This is a genomic window from Flavobacteriales bacterium (assembly GCA_029248105.1).
In the GTDB taxonomy this organism is placed as follows: domain Bacteria; phylum Bacteroidota; class Bacteroidia; order Flavobacteriales; family UBA7312; genus UBA8444.
This window is the reverse complement of record JAQWJZ010000030.1, coordinates 73,599-93,732: the sequence shown is the minus strand read 5'-3', so window position 1 is coordinate 93,732 and position 20,134 is coordinate 73,599. Positions and strand designations below refer to the sequence as shown.

Genomic DNA, 20,134 nt, shown 5'->3' with positions numbered 1-20,134 from the left:
CTAATGACTGTACAAGACCGCATCGTTTTTTTAAGAAGTGAATTGCAACAACACAATCACAATTATTATGTGTTGGATAATCCTAGTATTAGCGATTTTGAGTTTGATATGCTTTTGAATGAGCTTATTGAGTTAGAAAAACAACATCCAGAATTTTACGATGCCAATTCTCCAACTCAAAGAGTAGGAGGAGATTTGATAAAATCTTTTAATACTGTAGCCCACCAATACCGTATGTTATCTCTAGGCAACACCTATTCTTCTGATGAGCTTTTAGGCTTTGATAAACGAATAACTAAATTGGTTGAAACCGAAATAGAATATGTTTGTGAGCTTAAATACGATGGTGTATCCATAAGTTTGAAATATGAAAATGGCGAATTAGTGCAAGCACTAACTCGAGGAAATGGTACACATGGTGATGATGTTACAGTCAATGTAAAAACCATTAATAGTATTCCCCTTAAGTTGAAAGGTGATTATCCTTCTAAATTTGAAATACGAGGAGAAATATTTTTACCACATCAAGGCTTTGAGCAAATGAATGAAAAAAGGCTTGCCGATGATTTAGAACCATTTGCTAACCCTAGAAATGCCGCGTCTGGAAGTATGAAAATGCAGGATAGCAAAGAAGTTGCCAAACGACCTTTAGACTGCTTTTTATATTATCTTCTTGGAAAAGAATTACCATCCTTTAAACATTTCGATAATTTACAAAGCGCTAAAAAATGGGGGTTTAAAATGCCAGATGAAATACAAGTTTGTTCTTCAATAGAAAAGGTCATCAGCTTTGTTAATTATTGGGACGAAAAAAGACATAATTTGCCTTATGATATCGATGGCATAGTTATAAAAGTCAATGATTTGAAGTTGCAAGAGCAAATGGGTTTTACTGCCAAAACACCACGTTGGGCAATTTCTTATAAATTTAAGGCAGAGCAAGTGGTAACCACTCTAAATGAAATCACTTATCAAGTAGGAAGAACCGGTGCTATAACACCAGTTGCTAACCTTGAACCTGTATTATTAGCAGGTACTATTATTAAACGAGCCTCTTTGCATAATGCCGACCAAATAGAAAAACTTGATATTAGGGAGGGAGATAAAGTTTATGTTGAAAAAGGAGGGGAGATAATTCCAAAAATTGTTGGTGTGGCTATAAAAGAAAGGGATTTGTTTTCTCAACCAACCGTTTATATTGGTCATTGTACAGAATGTCAAACTGAACTAATTCGATCTGAGGGCGATGCCAAGCATTACTGTCCTAACGAATTGTTTTGTCCGCCACAGATAAAGGGTAAATTTGAACACTTTATCAGTAAAAAAGCCATGGATATTGATGGTATAGGACCAGAAACAATAGATCTTCTTTTCGAAAATAAACTTATAAGCACTATTCCAGACTTATATGATTTAAAGAAAGAAGATTTATTACCTTTTAAAAAGGATGGAGATAAATGGGCTACTAATATTATTGAAGGGCTTAAACAATCCAAAACCATTCCTTTTGAGCGTTTACTATTTGCTTTAGGAATACGCTATGTAGGAGAAACAGTATCTAAAGTTTTAGTGAAAGAATATCAGCACATTGATGCCCTAATGTGTGCATCACAAGAAGAATTGGAAAATGTCAATGAAATAGGAGGGAAGATAGCTGAAAGTGTTGTTCAATTTTTTCATGATGAAAACAATGTTACACTTGTACAACGCTTAAAAAATCACGATTTATGTTTTGAAATTGGTGAAGAAAATAAAGCCATTTCATCTAAATTGTCTGGTATGTCTATTGTAATCTCAGGCGTGTTCAGTAAATTCTCAAGAGATGAGCTAAAAAAAATTATTGAACAACATAGTGGTAAAAATGTCGGTTCAATTTCTAAAAAAACTACTTTTGTAGTCGCTGGTGAGAATATGGGACCAAGCAAACTTCAAAAAGCCGAAAAGTTAAATGTTCCCTTATTATCCGAAGATGAATTCATTAAAAAGATAAGTTAATGCACATTCAATTTGTAGAAAATATTAAGCAAAAGGTTGGCGATTACGTTTTTAAGCGTGATTTAAAGTACAACGATAGAACTCGTGAAGTACATAACTTACATACGGCTAAATCTATTGGTATTCTTTATGATGCTACTGACTTGAAAGATATGATGCTTGTGAGTGAATTTGCAAATGAGCTTTTTAAAACTAAAAAAGATGTTAAAGCCTTAGGTTTCGTTAATAGAAATGAGCTAACGCATCATCATATGCCAATGCTTCAATTTGATTTTTTCTTTCTTAAAGATTTGAATTGGTATTATAAGCCACAGAACTATATTATCAAGAATTTTTTAGAGAAGGATTACGATATTCTAATCAATTTGTGTACTAGTAATTGTGTGCCTGTCAAATATTTGGCTGGTGGATCAAAAGCTAAATTTAAGGTTGGTAAGTATGAAGAAGACTTGTCTATCTATGATATGATGATTGATGTCAAGAAAGACACTCTTTCCGCCTTAGTGACTGAAGTTAAACATTATCTTAACCTAATTAACAAGAGAAATGCATCCTAAGATAAGTGGTACTGGAGTAGCTTTAGTAACTCCTTTCAATTCGGATTTAAGTATAGATTACAATGGATTAGCAGCTTTGGTAAATCATTGTGTTGATGGAAATGTCGATTTTCTTGTTGTGATGGGAACAACGGGCGAAAGTGTGACACTTTCCTTAGAAGAAAAAAACACAGTCTTAGATTGCGTTAAAAAAGCTAATAATAATAGACTCCCTATTGTATTAGGTATAGGAGGTAATAATACCGATAATGTGATTCAGTCATTTTCATCATTTGATTTAAGTGGTGTAGATGCAATTCTTTCTGTTTCACCGGCTTATAATAAGCCTACTCAAGAAGGGATTTATCAGCATTTTAAAGCTGTTTCAGAAAAATCACCTTTACCTATCATATTATACAATGTCCCTGGTAGAACCTCATCAAACATGACTGCCGAAACAACATTAAGATTAGCTCACGATTTTGATAATATCGTTGCAGTAAAAGAGGCTAGTGGAGATATGGAGCAAATTATGGAAATCATTGCCAAAAAACCAGATGATTTTTTGGTCCTTTCTGGTGATGATGCTATTACTTTACCTATAATTTTATTAGGTGGTAAGGGTGTAATATCTGTTTTAGGACAAGCTCTACCAAATGAATTTTCATCAATGGTCAATTTTGCTATTGATGGCGATGTTAAATCATCAAATACAATACATTATAAAATATTGAGCTTCGTTAAACCATTATTTGTAGAAGGGAATCCAGCAGGAGTGAAGACCTTACTTAACATACTAGGTATTTGCCAAGATGAAGTAAGGCTACCATTAGTGAAATCTTCAAAAAATCTTAGAAAAATTATCAGTAAAGAATTAGAAAAATTGAATTAGAAACTAGCAAGTTTCTCAGATACATATTCACCTTTTTCTAACTTGTTCTTAATAGCGCTGAATGAATCAATAGTGTACCTAACATCCTCTAACGTATGAATAGCTGTAGGAATAAGTCTAAGTAAAATTACGCCTTTAGGAACAACCGGATAAGTAACGATAGAACAGAAAATACCATAGTTTTCTCTCAAATCTAGCGTCAAGTTAGTTGCTTCTCCAACACCACCTGTAAGATAAACTGGAGTAACTGCCGACTCAGTATTGCCAAGGTTAAATCCAGCTTCTTTAAGACCAGATTGTAAATTATTAGCAATATTCCATAAACCAGCTTTTAACTCAGGTCTAGATTGCAACAACTCTAACCTTTTGATAGCACCAATGACAATTGGCATAGGTAATGATTTTGCAAATATCTGAGAACGCATATTGTATCTTAGAAATTCTACAACATCTTCGGTAGACGAAATAAAGGCACCTATACTAGCCATAGACTTGGCAAAAGTTCCGAAATAAACGTCTATTTCATCGTGACAACCTAAGTGTTCTCCAGCTCCGTAACCCGTTTCTCCCATAGTACCAAAACCATGAGCATCATCTACAAACAAGCGGAAGTTATATTTTGGCTTTAATGCAGTAATTTCTTTTAGTTTTCCTAAATCACCAGACATACCAAAAACGCCTTCGGTAATAACTAAAATTCCACCACCAGTTTCATCTGTTATTTTTTGAGCTCTTTGTAATTGTTTTTCAAAGTTTTCAATGTTGTTGTGAGGAAAAACAAAACGTTTTCCCTGATGTAAACGAACACCATCTATAATACAAGCATGGCATTCACTGTCATATACAATTACATCTTTTCTGTCTACCAAAGCATCGATAGAGGATACCATACCTTGATATCCAAAATTAAGAAGGATAGTATCTTCTTTTTTCATGAATGCAGAAAGATTGTGTTCTAATTCTTCATGATAGTTAGTGTTACCTGACATCATTCTGGAACCCATAGGATAACCTAATCCCCAATTTTTAGCAGCTTCTTCGTCAGCACGTCTGACTTCTTCTTGATTTGATAGACCAATGTAATTATTGATGCTCCATACTAAAACTTCTTTACCACGAAACACCATCTTATTGGATATTTCTCCTTCTAGCTTTGGGAATGTAAAATAACCATGCGCATCTTTTGCATGTTTGCCTAAAGGTCCTCTATTATTTCTTATCTTGTCAAAAAGATCCATACTAACTTGTTCGTTTAAGTTGGCTAAAATAATCAATAGTATTTATCTTACAAAATACATTTTAAACTATGTAAAATAAAATATTTTAAAAGTCGTTCCAATTACTATCTTTGCAACTGATTATTTTAGATGAAAAATTACTTATATATCGTTTTATTAGCAGTGTTATTCTCTTGTAATGGCTATCAGAAAATAGTTAAGAGCAATGATATTGAGTTAAAGTATATCATGGCCAAAAAGTACTACGAAGAGGATGAGTACTTCAAGGCATTACCACTTCTTGATGAGTTACATACTCTGTTTAAGGGAACAAAGAAAGCAGAAGAAGTAGATTATTTACTGGCGTACACTCATTATGGTTTAGGTGCCAATATGTTAGCTAGTTATAAATTCAAAATATTTACTTTAACCTATCCATCAAGTAAGCATAATGAAGAATTGTCGTTTATGGCAGCTTATTGCTATTATTTAGAATCTCCAAAATATTCTTTAGACAAAACGAATACAATAAAAGCCATACAAGAGCTTCAAACTTTTATTAATAATTATCCTGAAAGTGATAAAGTTGCAGAATGCAACGCCCTAATTGATGATTTGACAGAAAAAGTTCATAAAAAAGTTTACGGTATTGCAAAGCTATATTATGACATTGAAGATTACAATGCTGCAATTACAGCCTTAAATAATGTTATAACTGATTATCCTACTATTGACAATCAATCTGAAATACAATTTTTAATTTTAGATGCTAATTATAAATTAGCAATAAATAGTGTGACAAATAAAAAAATAGAGCGATTAAATAATACGATAGCATCTTATCGATATTTTTCCAAAAATTTCCCTGAAGACGAGAAGTTAAAAGATGCACAGAACATTTATGAAAAATCAATTAAACAACTAGAAAAGTTTCAACAATGACAGATTTTAAAAAATCAAAAGCAGCTAATACAACAGAAACAAGAAATGTTAAGCAAATGGCTCAGCGTACAGGAAATATGTACGAAGCTGTAGCTATAATGTCAAAGCGTGCTGTTCAAATCAATAAAGATATTAAAGAAGAATTACTTTCTAAATTAGCAGAATTTGCTACTCCTAGTGAGTCAATAGAAGAAATTTTTGAAAACAGTGAACAGATTGAAGTTTCTAAGTTTTATGAAAGACTACCAAAAGGAACACTTATTGCTGTACAAGAATTTCTAGAAGAAAACATTTACCACAGGAACGCTAAGTTAGATAATAGCGAAGAAGGCAATATCTAATGTCTTTTTTAAGGGGTAAAAATGTAATTATTGGTGTCACTGCAAGTATTGCAGCCTACAAATCTGCTCTATTAGTAAGAGAATTTGTAAAATATGGCGCCAATGTTAAAGTCATTCAAACTCCAGAATCTCAAGAATTTATAACTCCGCTAACGTTATCTACCTTGTCCAAAAACCCTGTTCTGACAGGTTTAGTCAAACAAGAGGATAAAGGCGTTTGGAATAATCATGTAGATATCGGTCTTTGGGCCGATTTGTTTGTTATTGCTCCTGCAACTGCCAAAACTCTATCTAAGATGGCGAATGGCGAATGTGATAACCTATTATTAACCACCTATCTCTCTGCTAAATGCCCAATATTTTTTGCTCCTGCTATGGACTTAGATATGTTTAAACACCAATCTACTCAAGAAAATATTGAAAAACTAATTTCTTTTGGTAACACATATATTCCTCCGGGTGATGGAGAATTAGCAAGTGGACTAAGTGGAAAGGGAAGAATGGCAGAACCTGAAGATATTATTTTAGCTATTGAAGATGAGCTATTCAATAATCTTCCATTGAAGGGTAAAAAGGTACTAATAACTGCTGGACCAACATTTGAAGCCATTGACCCAGTAAGATTTATTGGTAATCATTCATCAGGAAAAATGGGGTTTTCTGTTGCTGAGTCAGCGGCTAAAGCTGGTGCTATTGTTACTCTAATAGCTGGGCCAACTCACCAACAAATTCAGAATAATAGCATAAAGCTTATCAATGTGGTTAGTGCTAAAGAGATGTTTGATGAATGTCATAAGTCTTTTAAATCATCGGATATAGCTATTTTGAGCGCTGCTGTATCTGATTATACTCCTAAATTGGTGTCAGCTACTAAAATGAAGAAAAAGACTGAAAATCTTACTATTGAGTTTATACAAACTCAAGACATTCTCAAAAGCTTAGGTCAAATTAAAAACCATAAACAAATACTTATTGGTTTTGCTCTAGAAACTAATGATGAAATTGTTAATGCTAAAAAGAAATTAAAAGACAAAAACCTAGATTTCATTGTCTTAAATTCAATGAATGATGATGGAGCAGGTTTTAAACACGACACTAATAAGATAACTATCATTGATAACAACAATAAATTGCATAAATTTGAGTTGAAATCAAAGCAAGATGTCGCTGATGATATCATTAACTATCTGATAGATAAACTCTAATGAATAAATTATTTCTTACTCTTTCGCTCCTTATTTTTTCTTGTAGTTTACAAGCACAAGAAGTATTGTGCAACATTAGAGTAATTCCTAAAAATGACATTCCAATAAGTGATCGTCAAAAGCTACAAACACTTCAAAAATCAGCTAGGGAGTTTATCAATAATAGAAAATGGACTAACGAAGTATTTAAAGAAGATGAGCGTATAGAATTTAACCTTTCATTCAATATTTTGAAAAAAGTTTCCACAGATAGGTATGAAGGAACACTTCAGGTACAATTTTCTAGACCGATATTCAACAGTTCATATTATTCACCTATATTAAATTATCTTGATAAAGAAATTGAATTTGACTACATAGAAACTCAACCTCTTGAATACAACGAAAACACACATAGTTCTAATCTATCAGCTATATTATCTTTTTACACTTATCTCATTATTGGGTTAGACTATTCTACATTTAGTAATAATGGTGGTAATTTTTATTTTCAAAAAGCCAAAAAAATTGTTGAAAATGCCCAATCCGCACCTGAAAATGGGTGGAAAGCTTTTGAAAGTAATAAAAATAGATATTGGATGGCTGAAGAATTGTTAGATGCCAAGTACAGTGCTTTTCAATCCGTATTATATAGTTACCACAGAAGTGGTTTGGATATAATGCATGATGATAATGAAAAGGGTAGAGGTTATGTTTCTGAAAGTATTGAAAATATGCGTAAGGTAAAACAGCTAAACCCTACAGCTTTTATTCTGCAATTATTCTTTAATGCTAAGGCAGACGAAATAGCAAGTATTTATTCTAATGCCTTTCAAGATGAAAAGAATAGAATTTATAAGTTGCTTTCTGAGTTAGATCCAGGAAATATCAGCAAGTACAATAAGATAAAAGAGGAAAGCTCAAACAACTTTCCAGATGACCGAATGCCAAACTTAAAATAATTTATGCTTAATCGTTTGTCCATTAATAACTATGCGCTTATTGATGAGTTATCCATCGATTTTAAAAAAGGATTTACCACAATAACTGGAGAAACTGGAGCTGGTAAATCTATTTTGCTCTCTGCTTTAGGTCTTATACTCGGTGAGAGAGCAGAATTGAAGGCTATTGCTGATGCAAACAAAAAGTGTGTTGTTGAAGGTGAAATTATTATTGATAAATATGATATACAGTCATTTTTTGAAATTCATGATTTAGATTATTTAAATCCAACTTTGATTCGCAGAGAAATTGCTCCAAGTGGCAGGAGCAGAGCTTTTGTAAATGACACTCCAGTAAGCCTTAATCAACTAAAAGAATTAGGTTCATATCTCATTGATATACATTCCCAACACCAAACATTATTGTTAAATTCTCAAAATTATCAGCTTAAAATAGTTGATGTTTTTTGTAACCATAAGAATGAGCTCTCTCAGTTTCAGAATGACTATCAATCTTACCTTTCTAAGCAGACGGAGCTTGACGAATTATTAGAAAAAGAAAAGCAAATTTCTAGAGAGCTGGATTACAAACAATTTTTATTTGACGAATTAGAAGGTGCTAAACTTACTAAACAAGATAGTAAGATAGAAGATGAACTTAGTAAGCTTGAGAATTTTGAAGAAATTCAGCATAAGCTAAATCAAATTATTTCCATTTCTGATAACGAGGAGTCATCAGTAAGTTCATTGTTGTCATCTATAGTTATGTCAATAGACAGTATTAAAGAGAAAGACTCAAATCTAGTTCCGATAAATGATAGGTTAAATAGTTTGTGGATCGAATTTAAAGATTGTCTTTCCGAATTAGAAAGTATTGCATCTTCATATAGTATTGATTTTGATGTAAAACAATTTTTATTTCTTCAAGAGCGATTTAACCTTGTGAATAAATTGTTTCAAAAGCATAATGTTCAGACTATTGAACAATTAATGGAATTGCACTCTGATTTATCTAAAGAATTAGAAAGATTTCACACCATTGACTCTTCTATTGAATCTTTAAAAAAAGATTGCAAAAATACTTTCATTAAAGCCTCAGATTCAGCCAAAAAGTTAAGTAAGAACAGATTGGCTATTTTGCCTGTTTTAGAAAAAGAATTGATATCACTACTTTCTAATTTAGGTATGCCAAGCGCAAAGCTTAAAATTAATACTAATTCGTTTGATGACTTAACTATAAAAGGCTATGAAGATTTCACTTTTTGTTTTTCTTCAAATAAAGGGGTTGATCCAATGGAAATTTCAAAAATAGCGTCAGGTGGAGAGTTGTCTCGTTTAATGCTATGTTTCAAATATGTTTTGGCTCAAAAAACAAACCTTCCAACTATTATTTTTGATGAAATAGATGCTGGTGTTTCTGGTGAAATAGCTCATAAGATGGCAGGTTTAATGAGTCAAATGTCAAAATCTATGCAGGTTATTGGTATTACTCATCTTCCACAGGTTGCTGCAAAAGGAAATGTACACCTTTTAGTGTCTAAAGCAGAATCGACAAATAGAACTCAAACAGTTATAAAAGAATTGAAAGAAGAGGAGAGAGTTGATGAACTTGCAAAAATGTTAAGTGGTAAATCAATTACTGAATCTTCATTGAGTAACGCTAGAGATTTATTGAATACTTGATAAATCGTTTATATTTGCAATTCATAAAATATTTATACAATGTCAAATAATTTATTAAAAGGAAAAAGAGGTATAATTTTTGGTGCTTTAGATAGCAAATCAATTGCTTGGAAAGTTGCAGAACATTGCAAAGAACAAGGCGCAGAGTTTGTTTTGACTAATGCCCCAATAGCTATGCGAATGGGAACAATCAATGATTTAGCAGAAAAAACTAATTCTACAATTATTCCTGCTGATGCAACATCTGTTGAAGATATTGACAACCTCATTACGAAGTCAATGGAAATTTTAGGAGGTAAAATCGATTTTATCTTACACTCTATAGGTATGTCTGTTAATGTTAGAAAAGGTAGACATTATACAGATCAAAATTATGACTTTACCGTAAAGGGTTTAGACGTTTCTGCAATGTCGTTTCATAAAGTAATGCAATCGGCTTGGAAATTAGAAGCCATGAATGATTATGGTTCTATCTTAGCCTTGTCATACATCGCAGCTCAAAGGACTTTTCCTGATTATAACGATATGGCTGATAACAAATCTTTTCTTGAAAGTATAGCAAGAAGCTTCGGTTATCATTTTGGAAAAAGAAATAATGTGAGGGTTAATACTATATCTCAGTCACCGACGATCACAACTGCTGGTAGTGGAGTTAAAGGTTTTGAAGGATTTTTTAAATATGCTGAGCAAATATCACCATTAGGAAATGCATCTGCTGATGATTGTGCTAAGTATTGCGTTTCTTTATTTTCTGATTTTACTCAATCTGTTACTATGCAAAACCTATTCCATGACGGTGGTTTTTCTAACACAGGAGTTAGTGAAGAAGTTTTAGAGAATTTTTTAAAATAACCAATAAAAATTAAGCAAAAAAAGCTCCATTTAGGAGCTTTTTTTATATCAGGATTATTCTCCTTTAGGCTTTTTGGGTTTGTCTTTTTTAGCCTTATTAATGTTTATCTTCAGTTCTGCTTTTTCTTCATCTAGACTAATCTTAATAGTATCCCCTTCATCGAGATTTGAGTTAACAATTTCTTCAGCAATGATATCCTCTAAATATTTTTGAATAGCCCTTTTTAGTGGTCTTGCCCCAAATTGAGAGTCATAACCTTTATCAGCAATAAAATCTTTGGCCTTACTGCCAAGTTTTAAAGAATATCCAAGCTGAGTTATTCTGTTAAATAAAGCTTTCAATTCGATATCTATAATCTCATGAATATGCTCACTGCTCAAAGAGTTAAACATAACAACATCATCAATACGATTTAAAAATTCTGGTGCAAATGCTTTCTTTAAAGCCTTAGCAATAACACCTTTTGCGTCTGATTGATATGACTCTTTTTTAGCTGTTGTTGAAAAACCTACACCTTGACCAAAATCTTTGAGCTGACGAGAGCCAATATTTGAAGTCATTATAATTATAGTGTTTTTGAAGTTTATCTTTCTTCCTAGACTATCAGTCATGTAGCCATCATCTAATACTTGTAATAATAAGTTAAATACATCAGGATGTGCCTTTTCAACTTCATCTAGCAATATAATAGAGTAGGGCTTTCTTCTAACCTTTTCGGTTAATTGTCCGCCCTCTTCATAACCAACATAGCCAGGAGGTGAACCAACCAATCGAGTAACTGCAAATTTTTCCATGTATTCACTCATATCAATCCTAATAAGTGAGTCATTAGTATCAAACATCAGTTTTGACAATTCTTTAGCTAATTGTGTTTTACCAACACCAGTAGGCCCAAGGAAAATAAATGATCCAATAGGTTTGTCTGGATCTTTCAAGCCAACTCTATTTCTCCTTATTGCTTTTACAATTTTACCGATAGCTTCATCTTGTCCAATAACACGTTTTTGAAGATCGCTTTCCATCTGAACGAGTTTTTTACTTTCTTGTTCAGCAATTCTTTGAACGGGTACACCGGTCATCATAGCGACTACTTCAGCTACGTTATCTTCAGTCACAGTTTCTCTTTGATTCTTTAATTCCTCTTCCCAGACTGCCTTAGCTTGTTTGAGGCTATTTTCAATCTTTCTTTCCTCATCTCTAAGCTTAGCGGCTTCTTCAAAGCGTTGTTTTTTTATAACTTGACCTTTTTGAGATTTTATAGCGTCCAGTTCTTTCTCAAGTTTTAGAATATTTTCTGGAACATTGATGTTATTGATATGTACTCTAGAACCAGCTTCGTCCAATGCGTCAATTGCTTTATCTGGAAGGTGTCTATCACTCATGTAGCGATTAGTTAATGCTACACAAGATTCTAAAGCTTCATCGGTGTATGATACATTATGATGTTCTTCATACCTTTCCTTGATATTTTGTAGTATTTGTAAAGTTTCTTCAATAGAAGTAGGTTCTACTAATACTTTTTGAAAACGCCTTTCTAGTGCGCCATCTTTTTCTATATTTTGTCTATACTCGTCTAAAGTAGTAGCACCAATACATTGGAGTTCTCCTCTAGCTAAAGCGGGTTTAAACATATTCGAAGCATCTAGAGATCCTGAAGCGCCACCTGCACCAACAATAGTGTGTATTTCATCAATAAATAAGATGATATCGCTATTTGTTTCTAATTCGTTTAGGATTGCCTTCATTCGCTCTTCAAACTGCCCTCTGTATTTTGTCCCTGCTACAAGAGCTGCTAGGTCTAAAGAAATAATTCTTTTATTAAATAATACACGTGAAACCTTGCGCTGTACTATTCGGAGTGCTAAACCTTCTGCAATCGCCGATTTACCTACACCAGGTTCACCAATAAGAATTGGATTGTTCTTTTTTCTACGGCTTAAAATCTGAGAAACACGTTCAATTTCTTTTTCTCTTCCAACAATTGGATCTAACTTGTCGTCTGACGCCATTTTGGTTAGATCTCTTCCAAAATTATCCAATACAGGAGTCGAAGATTTGGTATTTCCACTTGGTCGTTTAGGTTTATTTGAGAATAGTTCTTCATCTTCTTGGTCAGAACCACCTAATTCAGCACTTGGACTAGAAGAGAAATCGGAAATATCTTCTTCAGAATCATCGCCATTACTATCAATCATAGAAGCAAATTCATTTTTCACCGTATCATAATTAACGTTAAATTGTTTTAATGACAGCGTTACGATACTATCGTCGTCTTTAAGCATTGATAAAAGTAGGTGTATGGTTTTTATTTCTACACTATTGAATATCATTAACTCTAAATGGGCAAGTTTAACAGCTTTAGCAGCTTGTTTTTTTAACTCTAAATTGCTAGAATTTGAATACTCACTTTTTTCATTATTGACAATTGAGCTCTCAACGACCTTTCTTAAGGCAGACAAATCGACATCAAGAGCTTTAAGAATAAGGGCTGCTGAGCCTTTACCTTCTCTCAATATTCCAAGTAAAAAATGTTCTGGTCCAATAGCATTATGACCTAGTCGAAGGGCTTCTTCTCGACTAAAACTAAGAACCTCATTCAATCGGGGTGAAAATTTTGAATCCATATCGTGTAAAGGGTTTACTTATACTTCACAAAGTAATGATTAGATTAAGAATCTAACAATAAATCATACTTAGATTTATCAACATTTATTGTGTTGATAATTATTGATTTTTTTTAAGGCTCAACAAAGAGTGATTAGTTAAATTCGTCAATTAAATATAAACAATAAAATTCAATTTTATGGCTGACGGAGAGAAAATCATTCCTATTAATATAGAAGAGGAAATGAAGTCAAAATACATCGATTACTCGATGTCTGTAATTGTTTCTAGGGCGTTACCTGATGTAAGAGACGGGCTTAAACCTGTGCATCGTAGAGTATTGTTTGGAATGCACGAATTAGGTGTTACTTCAACTAAAGCATATAAAAAGTCAGCACGTATTGTTGGTGAGGTCCTCGGTAAGTTCCACCCACATGGTGATACTTCAGTTTATGATACAATGGTTAGGATGGCTCAAGAATGGTCGCTTCGTTACATGTTGGTTGACGGTCAAGGTAACTTCGGATCTATCGATGGTGATAGCCCTGCAGCTATGCGTTATACAGAAGCACGTTTAAGAAAAACTGCCGAAGAATTACTTTCCGATATCGACAAAAATACCGTTGATTATCAATTGAATTTTGATGATACTATAAAAGAACCTGTTGTATTACCTGCTAGAATTCCTAACCTTTTATGTAATGGTACTTCTGGTATAGCAGTAGGTATGGCTACCAATATGGCGCCACATAATTTATCTGAAGTTGTTGATGCTACTATTGCATACATTGACAATAGAGATATAGAAATTCAAGGCTTGATGCAACACATTAAAGCACCTGATTTTCCAACAGGAGGTATCATATATGGTTATGAAGGAGTTAAAGATGCATTCGAGACCGGTCGAGGAAAAGTAGTGATGCGTGCTAAAACTTCTTTTGAAGAAGTAGGAAATAGAGAAGCAATTATTGTTTCGGAAATACCATACATGGTTAATAAAGCTGATATGATTAAGAAAACAGCGGATTTAATCAACGATAAAAAAATAGATGGCATTCATGACATTAGAGATGAATCTGATAGAAAAGGAATGCGTATCGTCTATGAACTTAAAAGAGATGCTATTCCTAACATTGTTTTAAATAAACTCTTTAAATACACACAGTTACAATCCTCATTCAGTGTAAATAACATTGCACTAGTTAATGGTCGTCCTGAACAGCTAAATCTGAAGCAAATCATTGGTCATTTTGTAGATCACAGACACGAAGTTGTTGTTAGAAGAACACAATATGAGCTAGAGCAAGCTGAGAAAAGAGCACATGTTTTAGAGGGACTCCTTATAGCCTTAGATAATTTAGATGCCATAATCAAAATGATTAGAAGTTCTAGAACACCTGAAGATGCTAGAAATGGATTAATGACATCGTTCAAATTATCTGAAATTCAAGCAAGAGCAATTTTAGATTTAAGACTGCAAAAGCTAACAGGTTTAGAAAGAGATAAACTGAAAGAAGAGTACGATGAATTAATGAAGACGATTGCCTTCTTGAAAAATATCTTAGAAAATGAAGATGTGAGAATGGACATTATCAAAACTGAGCTTTCTGAGGTAAAAGAAAAATACGGTGATGAAAGACGATCTACTATTGAATATGGTGGTGGTGACTTCAGAATTGAAGATATGATTCCTGACGAAGAAGTCGTTATTACAATTTCTCACTTAGGATACGTAAAAAGAACCAAACTGACAGAATATAAATCCCAAAATAGAGGAGGAGTAGGGTCAAAAGGCGCTACTACAAGAGATGCCGATTTCTTAGAAGATATGTTCGTAGCTAATAACCACGATTATATGTTATTCTTCACAGAAAAAGGAAGATGTTTCTGGCTAAGAGTTTTTGAAATTCCAGAAGGAGCTAAGGCTACTAAAGGTAGAGCTATTCAAAATATGATTAATATACCTTCTGATGACAAGGTTATGGCATTTATTAATACCAAAGACTTGAAAGATGAAGAATATGTTAATGGTCATTGTGTGGTAATGTGTACCAAAAAAGGTGTTGTTAAAAAGACTTCTTTAGAATCTTATTCAAGACCAAGACAGAATGGTATAAATGCTATTACTATTAGAGAAGGAGATCAATTACTAGAAGCTAAATTAACGACTGGTAATTCACAAATTATGTTAGCTGTAAAATCGGGTAAAGCAATTCGTTTTGAAGGAGAAAAGGTAAGACCAATGGGTAGGACTGCATCTGGAGTTAGAGGAGTTACTTTAGCTAATGATAAAGATGAAGTTGTAGGGATGATTTGTGTCAATGACTTTGAATCTGATGTGTTAGTTGTTTCTGAAAATGGTTACGGTAAGCGTTCAAGCATTGAAGATTACAGAATTACTAACAGAGGTGGAAAAGGGGTTAAGACTATTAATGTAACTGAAAAGACAGGTAGTCTGATAGCCCTTAAAAATGTTACGGATGAAAACGACCTAATGGTCGTAAATAAGTCTGGTGTTACAATTAGAATTTCTGTTGCAGATTTACGTCAAATGGGAAGAGCTACTCAAGGAGTTAGAATCATTAAACTTAGAGAAAAGGATTCCATTGCAGCAGTTGCTAAAGTTCCTGCTGTAAGTAATGAAGAAGAGGAATTAAATGAAGGGCAAACAGAATCTAACGATTCCGTTGAAAATACTTCATCCGAAGATTAATTAAAATATTAATCAATATCAACAATTAAACGGCACTGAGTGCCGTTTTTTGTTTTAAATTTACGACTTTAAAATTTATATAAAAATGAAGAATTTATTATTTCTAGTTTTCACTTTGTTTACATCATCGTTGTTGTATTCACAGACATTAAAACATAAAATTACACCTGCAAATAATTATGATATTGCTTATGAAGTGTGGGAGCTTGACAATGGTCTAACAATTATTGTTCATGAAGACAACTCCGACCCAATGGTACACGTTGAAGTAACCTATCATGTTGGGTCAAATAGGGAGCAAATCGGTATCACTGGTTTTGCCCACTTTTTCGAACACATGATGTTTCAAGGTTCAGATAATGTAGGAGATGATGAACATTTTAAAATTATTTCTGAAAGTGGTGGAACAATGAATGGAACTACCAATAGAGACAGGACTAATTATTTTGAAACTATACCTAGTAATCAACTTGAAACTGCTTTATGGTTAGAAGCGGATAGAATGGGGTTTTTGTTAGATGCTGTAACCGTTGTAAAATTTGAAAATCAACGAGATGCAGTAAAGAATGAAAAAATGCAAAACCAAATCAATAGACCTTATGGAATGTTTTGGGAAATTAAAGACCAAACATTATATCCAGAAGGACACCCTTATTCTTGGCCTACAATTGGTTATGTCGATGATTTAGACCGAGTTACAGTAGATGACCTTAAAGATTTTTTTATGCGCTGGTATGGACCTAACAATGCTTATCTAGTTGTTGCAGGTGACGTTAAAACAGAAGATGTTATTGCACTTTCTAAAAAATATTTTGGTTCAATTCCAAGAGGTCAAGAAGTAAGAGATTTAAGAGTTCCTAGAGTAAACTTACCGCAAAATAAATACAGAAAATTTGCCGACAGAATTTATTTCCCTATGGCTGCTTTTGTTTATCCAACAGTTGGAAACCATCATAAAGATGAAGCTGCTTTAGATGCATTATCCGATATGATGGGTGGAGGGAACAATTCATTATTTTACAAAGAATTTGTTAAAACTGAAAAGGCAGTACAAGCATCTGTATCTCATCCTTGTTCTGAGTTATCGGGTGAATTTTTGATTCAAATCATTTCTTATCCTGAATATACATTTGCAGAAACCGAAGAAAAAATCAATAGCCTAATAAATAATTTCGAAGAATACATTACTGATGAAGCCCTAGAACGTTTTAAATCAACCATGCGTTCTGATATTATTGATGGTCTGTCAAGTGTTGCCGGTAAAGCTTCTCAATTGACATCATGGTCGTATCTTCTAGATGAACCTCACAATTTTAGTAAAGAAATTGAAAGGTATGAAGCTGTAACTAAAGAAGATGTTTTAAAGGTTTATTTCAAGTATATTAAAAATAAGAAATCGGTCGGAATTGATTATTTTCCATTACCACCCTTTTCCGAAGATTCTGTTCAGAGTATAAACCCATATGCTCATGTTCCATATAAAAAAGATGCACAGTATGAAGGTTTAACTTATACAAAGCCAACGGATTCATTTGATCGTTCAGTTAGACCTACGGCACCAGCAGCTAAATCTGTAAAAGTGCCCGTATATTATCAAACAAATATAAATCAATTAGCTGGTGAGAATAAAAATAGTATTCCTGTAATTGGAGCAGAAAATAATGAAGTTCCTAAGGTTAATATACTCATTACTCTTGAGGGAGGAGACCTATTGATTGATAACCCTAAAAAAGCAGGTATATCGGACCTAACTGCAATGATGCTTAACGAGGGAACTAAAAATTTCACTACGGAAGAAATGAGTTCAAAGTTAGACAACTTAGGAAGTTCAATTACTTTCAATTCTAGCGACAGAACCTCTTCAATTTTTGTCTCTAGTTTAGTTGGTAATATTGATGAGACTATTTCATTACTTGAAGAGAAAATGTTTAACCCTGCATTTAACGAAGAGGATTATAAGCGTATTAACAAGCAGTACAAAGAATCCATAAACAACAGTAAGAAATCTGCTCAAAACATGGCTAGACAAGCCGTGATGGAGTTAATGTATGGAAATACTATTAGGGGTACAATGCCATCTGTAAAAGGTGTTGAAAAAATTAAACTATCCGAGGTTAGAGAGTTCTATAAAAAACAATATAATGCAACATTAGCTAGTGTGGTTGTAGTAGGCGATTTAACCGAAGAAGAAATGTTACCAAGACTTCAATTTTTAAATAGATGGGAGGGAAGTGAGGTTACCATAAACAAGAATCTACCTTTGGAAGAAATTGAAGGAAAAACTATTTATTTAGTACATAAACCAGGTCCGCAATCAATTATCACTTTAGCTCATAAAGGTATAAAATACGATGTTGATGGTGATTATTATAAAGCTGGTGTGATGAACTTCTGTTTGGGTGGAGCTTTCAGTAGTCGTTTAAATCTTAACCTTAGAGAAGATAAAGGATTTACTTATGGAATCCGTTCAGGCTTTAGTGGAAACGATACAGACGGTATGTTCAGTATCAGTACATCTGTTCGTTCTGAAGCTACCGATAGTGCAATGACAGAGATTTATAAAGAGTTCGAAAATTATATCACTGAAGGAATAAATGATGAAGAATTAGCGTTTACTAAGAGTTCAATAGCTAATTCCGATGCTTTAAAGTATGAAACTGCCTTTCAGAAATCAAGATTTTTAGCTCGAATTCAACGTTATGGACTAGATGGTAATTATCCTAACAAACAAAAAGAAATATTAAATGCAATGACTGTTAACGATATTAAAAATTTGGCAAATACATATTTAGATAAAGACAACCATGTAGTAGTTGTGGTAGGTAATAAATATGCTTTGAAAGATAAGTTACAGAAATTTGGAAAAGTCACAGAATTAAAAATTAAATAAATGAAAGTATCTAAGATTATAATTTGTTCACTAATTCTTTGCTCAAGTATTAGTGTTAATGCACAAAAAAGTAATGTGCAAAATGCATATAGATCTCTTGAAAAGAAAAATTTGCAAGAAGCTGTTGATTACATAGAATTAGCGGCGGCTAACTCAAGTACAGCTAATGATGTGAAAATGCATAATTACAGAGGTAAAATTTATTATGAAATATATTCAAACTCTGAATTTAGTTCTTTAGATGATATGGCTATTATGAAGTGTGCTGAAAGTTGGGTTGCCGTTTATAATCATCCTAAAGCAAAAAAATGGTTTGATAAAGATGAACTAAGTTCTAATATTACTAAATCTGGAGTAGGGCTTTTCAATAAGGCTATATCGTTTTATAACTCTAAAGATTACGCATCTTCTAAGAAAATGTTTAACAAAATCTTTGAATTGTTTAGTTACGATGAAAAAAATAATCTAGAAAGAAGTAATGTTACTAAAGAAAGTATCTGGTTAAATCTATTCTATGTTTCATCTGCTGAAAAAGATAATGTAGCCTCTAAGAAATACTTACAGAATTTGATTGATGTTAATTACCAAGATCCTCAGATTTATTCATACATGGCTAACATATTAATAGAAGAAAAAGATAATGAGGGTGCTTTAAAAATCATTAAATACGGACGTGAATTTTTTGAAACAGATGTAAATTTAATTATTGCAGAGTTAAATTATTACCTAGCACAAGAAGACTTTGTCAAAGCAGAAGAACTTTTAACTTTAGCTGTTGAGGAAGATCCAAATAACCACAATTTATTTTTTGCTCTGGGAAGCAGTTATGATAATCTTGGTGAATTTGAAAAAGCAGAAAATGCATATCTTGAAGCTGTCGATATAAAGCCCGATTTTTATGATGCTTTATATAATTTAGGAGTTATGTATTATAATAAAGGTGGAGATATGCTTAAAGAGGCTAATAATATTAAAGACTTTAAAAAATACGATATAGCTAAAAATAACGCAGAACAAACTATGCTTAAAGGATTACCATTTATTGAGAGTTGTTATAATATCGATTCAGATGATAAAAACATCCTTTTAGTTCTTAAGGAATTATATTATAGAAACGGTGATGATGAAAAATACAAAAACATCATAACCAAACTAAAGTAAATACAATAGGGGAATATTTGTGGTATTCCCCTTATTATTAAAATTCTTACTTAACATAATAATAATTATCGTTCAAAAGATGCTAGTTATCTGAAAAGACCAAATGCACTGGTATTGTTATTATAATTCTCACGCTCAAAACGCTGAGAATCGCATATTTGAAAACAAGCTGAAAATAAATA

The 20,134-nt window shown here is 32.8% G+C and carries 14 protein-coding genes; 12 read left to right on the top strand and 2 right to left on the bottom strand.

Going from position 1 to position 20,134, the window contains the following annotated elements:
- The first annotated feature begins 3 nt into the window (after positions 1-3).
- The 3 genes from ligA to dapA are packed head-to-tail and all read left to right on the top strand — an operon-like array spanning position 4 to position 3,423.
- A complete protein-coding gene (gene ligA, locus P8I29_05480; protein MDG1917253.1) occupies positions 4-1,995 on the top strand; it encodes an NAD-dependent DNA ligase LigA in 1,992 nt (663 codons plus the stop codon).
- Positions 1,995-2,552, top strand: coding sequence for a hypothetical protein (locus P8I29_05475; GenBank protein MDG1917252.1), 558 nt, complete (start codon positions 1,995-1,997; stop codon positions 2,550-2,552). The genes ligA and P8I29_05475 overlap by 1 nt, the downstream gene beginning before the upstream one ends.
- The gene (gene dapA / locus P8I29_05470; GenBank protein MDG1917251.1) at positions 2,542-3,423 is read left to right on the top strand and encodes a 4-hydroxy-tetrahydrodipicolinate synthase; all 882 of its coding nucleotides are present in this window, start codon (positions 2,542-2,544) and stop codon (positions 3,421-3,423) included. Before P8I29_05475 ends, dapA begins: the two co-directional genes overlap by 11 nt.
- Here the strand turns inward: dapA and P8I29_05465 are convergent.
- Entirely contained in the window at positions 3,420-4,661 is a 1,242-nt protein-coding gene (locus P8I29_05465; GenBank protein MDG1917250.1) for a pyridoxal phosphate-dependent aminotransferase family protein, read from the bottom strand. The two genes, dapA and P8I29_05465, sit on opposite strands and share 4 nt — an antisense overlap.
- A 129-nt stretch (positions 4,662-4,790) precedes the next feature.
- Between P8I29_05465 and bamD the strand changes: the two genes are divergently transcribed.
- Genes bamD through P8I29_05435 form a run of 6 tightly spaced genes read left to right on the top strand, consistent with a single transcriptional unit; the run spans position 4,791 to position 10,583 of the window.
- Positions 4,791-5,582 carry an outer membrane protein assembly factor BamD gene (gene bamD / locus P8I29_05460; GenBank protein ID MDG1917249.1) on the top strand — a complete coding sequence of 264 codons (792 nt, stop codon included), beginning with the start codon at positions 4,791-4,793 and terminating at the stop codon, positions 5,580-5,582.
- Positions 5,579-5,923: a DNA-directed RNA polymerase subunit omega gene (locus P8I29_05455; protein MDG1917248.1), complete on the top strand. Its 345-nt coding sequence runs from the start codon at positions 5,579-5,581 to the stop codon at positions 5,921-5,923. The genes bamD and P8I29_05455 overlap by 4 nt, the downstream gene beginning before the upstream one ends.
- The gene (gene coaBC, locus P8I29_05450; GenBank protein MDG1917247.1) at positions 5,923-7,128 is read left to right on the top strand and encodes a bifunctional phosphopantothenoylcysteine decarboxylase/phosphopantothenate--cysteine ligase CoaBC; all 1,206 of its coding nucleotides are present in this window, start codon (positions 5,923-5,925) and stop codon (positions 7,126-7,128) included. The genes P8I29_05455 and coaBC overlap by 1 nt, the downstream gene beginning before the upstream one ends.
- A complete protein-coding gene (locus tag P8I29_05445; protein ID MDG1917246.1) occupies positions 7,128-8,069 on the top strand; it encodes a DUF4835 family protein in 942 nt (313 codons plus the stop codon). Before coaBC ends, P8I29_05445 begins: the two co-directional genes overlap by 1 nt.
- A 3-nt stretch (positions 8,070-8,072) precedes the next feature.
- The gene (gene recN, locus P8I29_05440; GenBank protein ID MDG1917245.1) at positions 8,073-9,731 is read left to right on the top strand and encodes a DNA repair protein RecN; all 1,659 of its coding nucleotides are present in this window, start codon (positions 8,073-8,075) and stop codon (positions 9,729-9,731) included.
- A 39-nt stretch (positions 9,732-9,770) separates the two neighbouring features.
- Entirely contained in the window at positions 9,771-10,583 is an 813-nt protein-coding gene (locus P8I29_05435; protein MDG1917244.1) for an SDR family oxidoreductase, read from the top strand.
- Between the two features lie 54 nt (positions 10,584-10,637).
- Here P8I29_05435 and P8I29_05430 read toward each other — a convergent pair whose 3' ends face one another.
- Positions 10,638-13,208 carry an ATP-dependent Clp protease ATP-binding subunit gene (locus tag P8I29_05430; GenBank protein ID MDG1917243.1) on the bottom strand — a complete coding sequence of 857 codons (2,571 nt, stop codon included), beginning with the start codon at positions 13,206-13,208 and terminating at the stop codon, positions 10,638-10,640.
- Positions 13,209-13,387: 179 nt separating this feature from the next.
- Here P8I29_05430 and gyrA point away from each other — a divergent pair, with 179 nt between their 5' ends.
- The 3 genes from gyrA to P8I29_05415 all read left to right on the top strand — a co-directional run bounded on the left by gyrA (position 13,388) and on the right by P8I29_05415 (position 19,952).
- Positions 13,388-15,901: a DNA gyrase subunit A gene (gyrA, locus tag P8I29_05425; protein ID MDG1917242.1), complete on the top strand. Its 2,514-nt coding sequence runs from the start codon at positions 13,388-13,390 to the stop codon at positions 15,899-15,901.
- A gap of 85 nt (positions 15,902-15,986) precedes the next feature.
- Complete coding sequence (locus P8I29_05420; GenBank protein MDG1917241.1) at positions 15,987-18,791, top strand: pitrilysin family protein; 2,805 nt, start codon at positions 15,987-15,989, stop codon at positions 18,789-18,791.
- The gene (locus P8I29_05415) at positions 18,792-19,952 is read left to right on the top strand and encodes a tetratricopeptide repeat protein (protein ID MDG1917240.1); all 1,161 of its coding nucleotides are present in this window, start codon (positions 18,792-18,794) and stop codon (positions 19,950-19,952) included. It begins immediately after the preceding gene.
- Positions 19,953-20,134 lie beyond the last annotated feature (182 nt).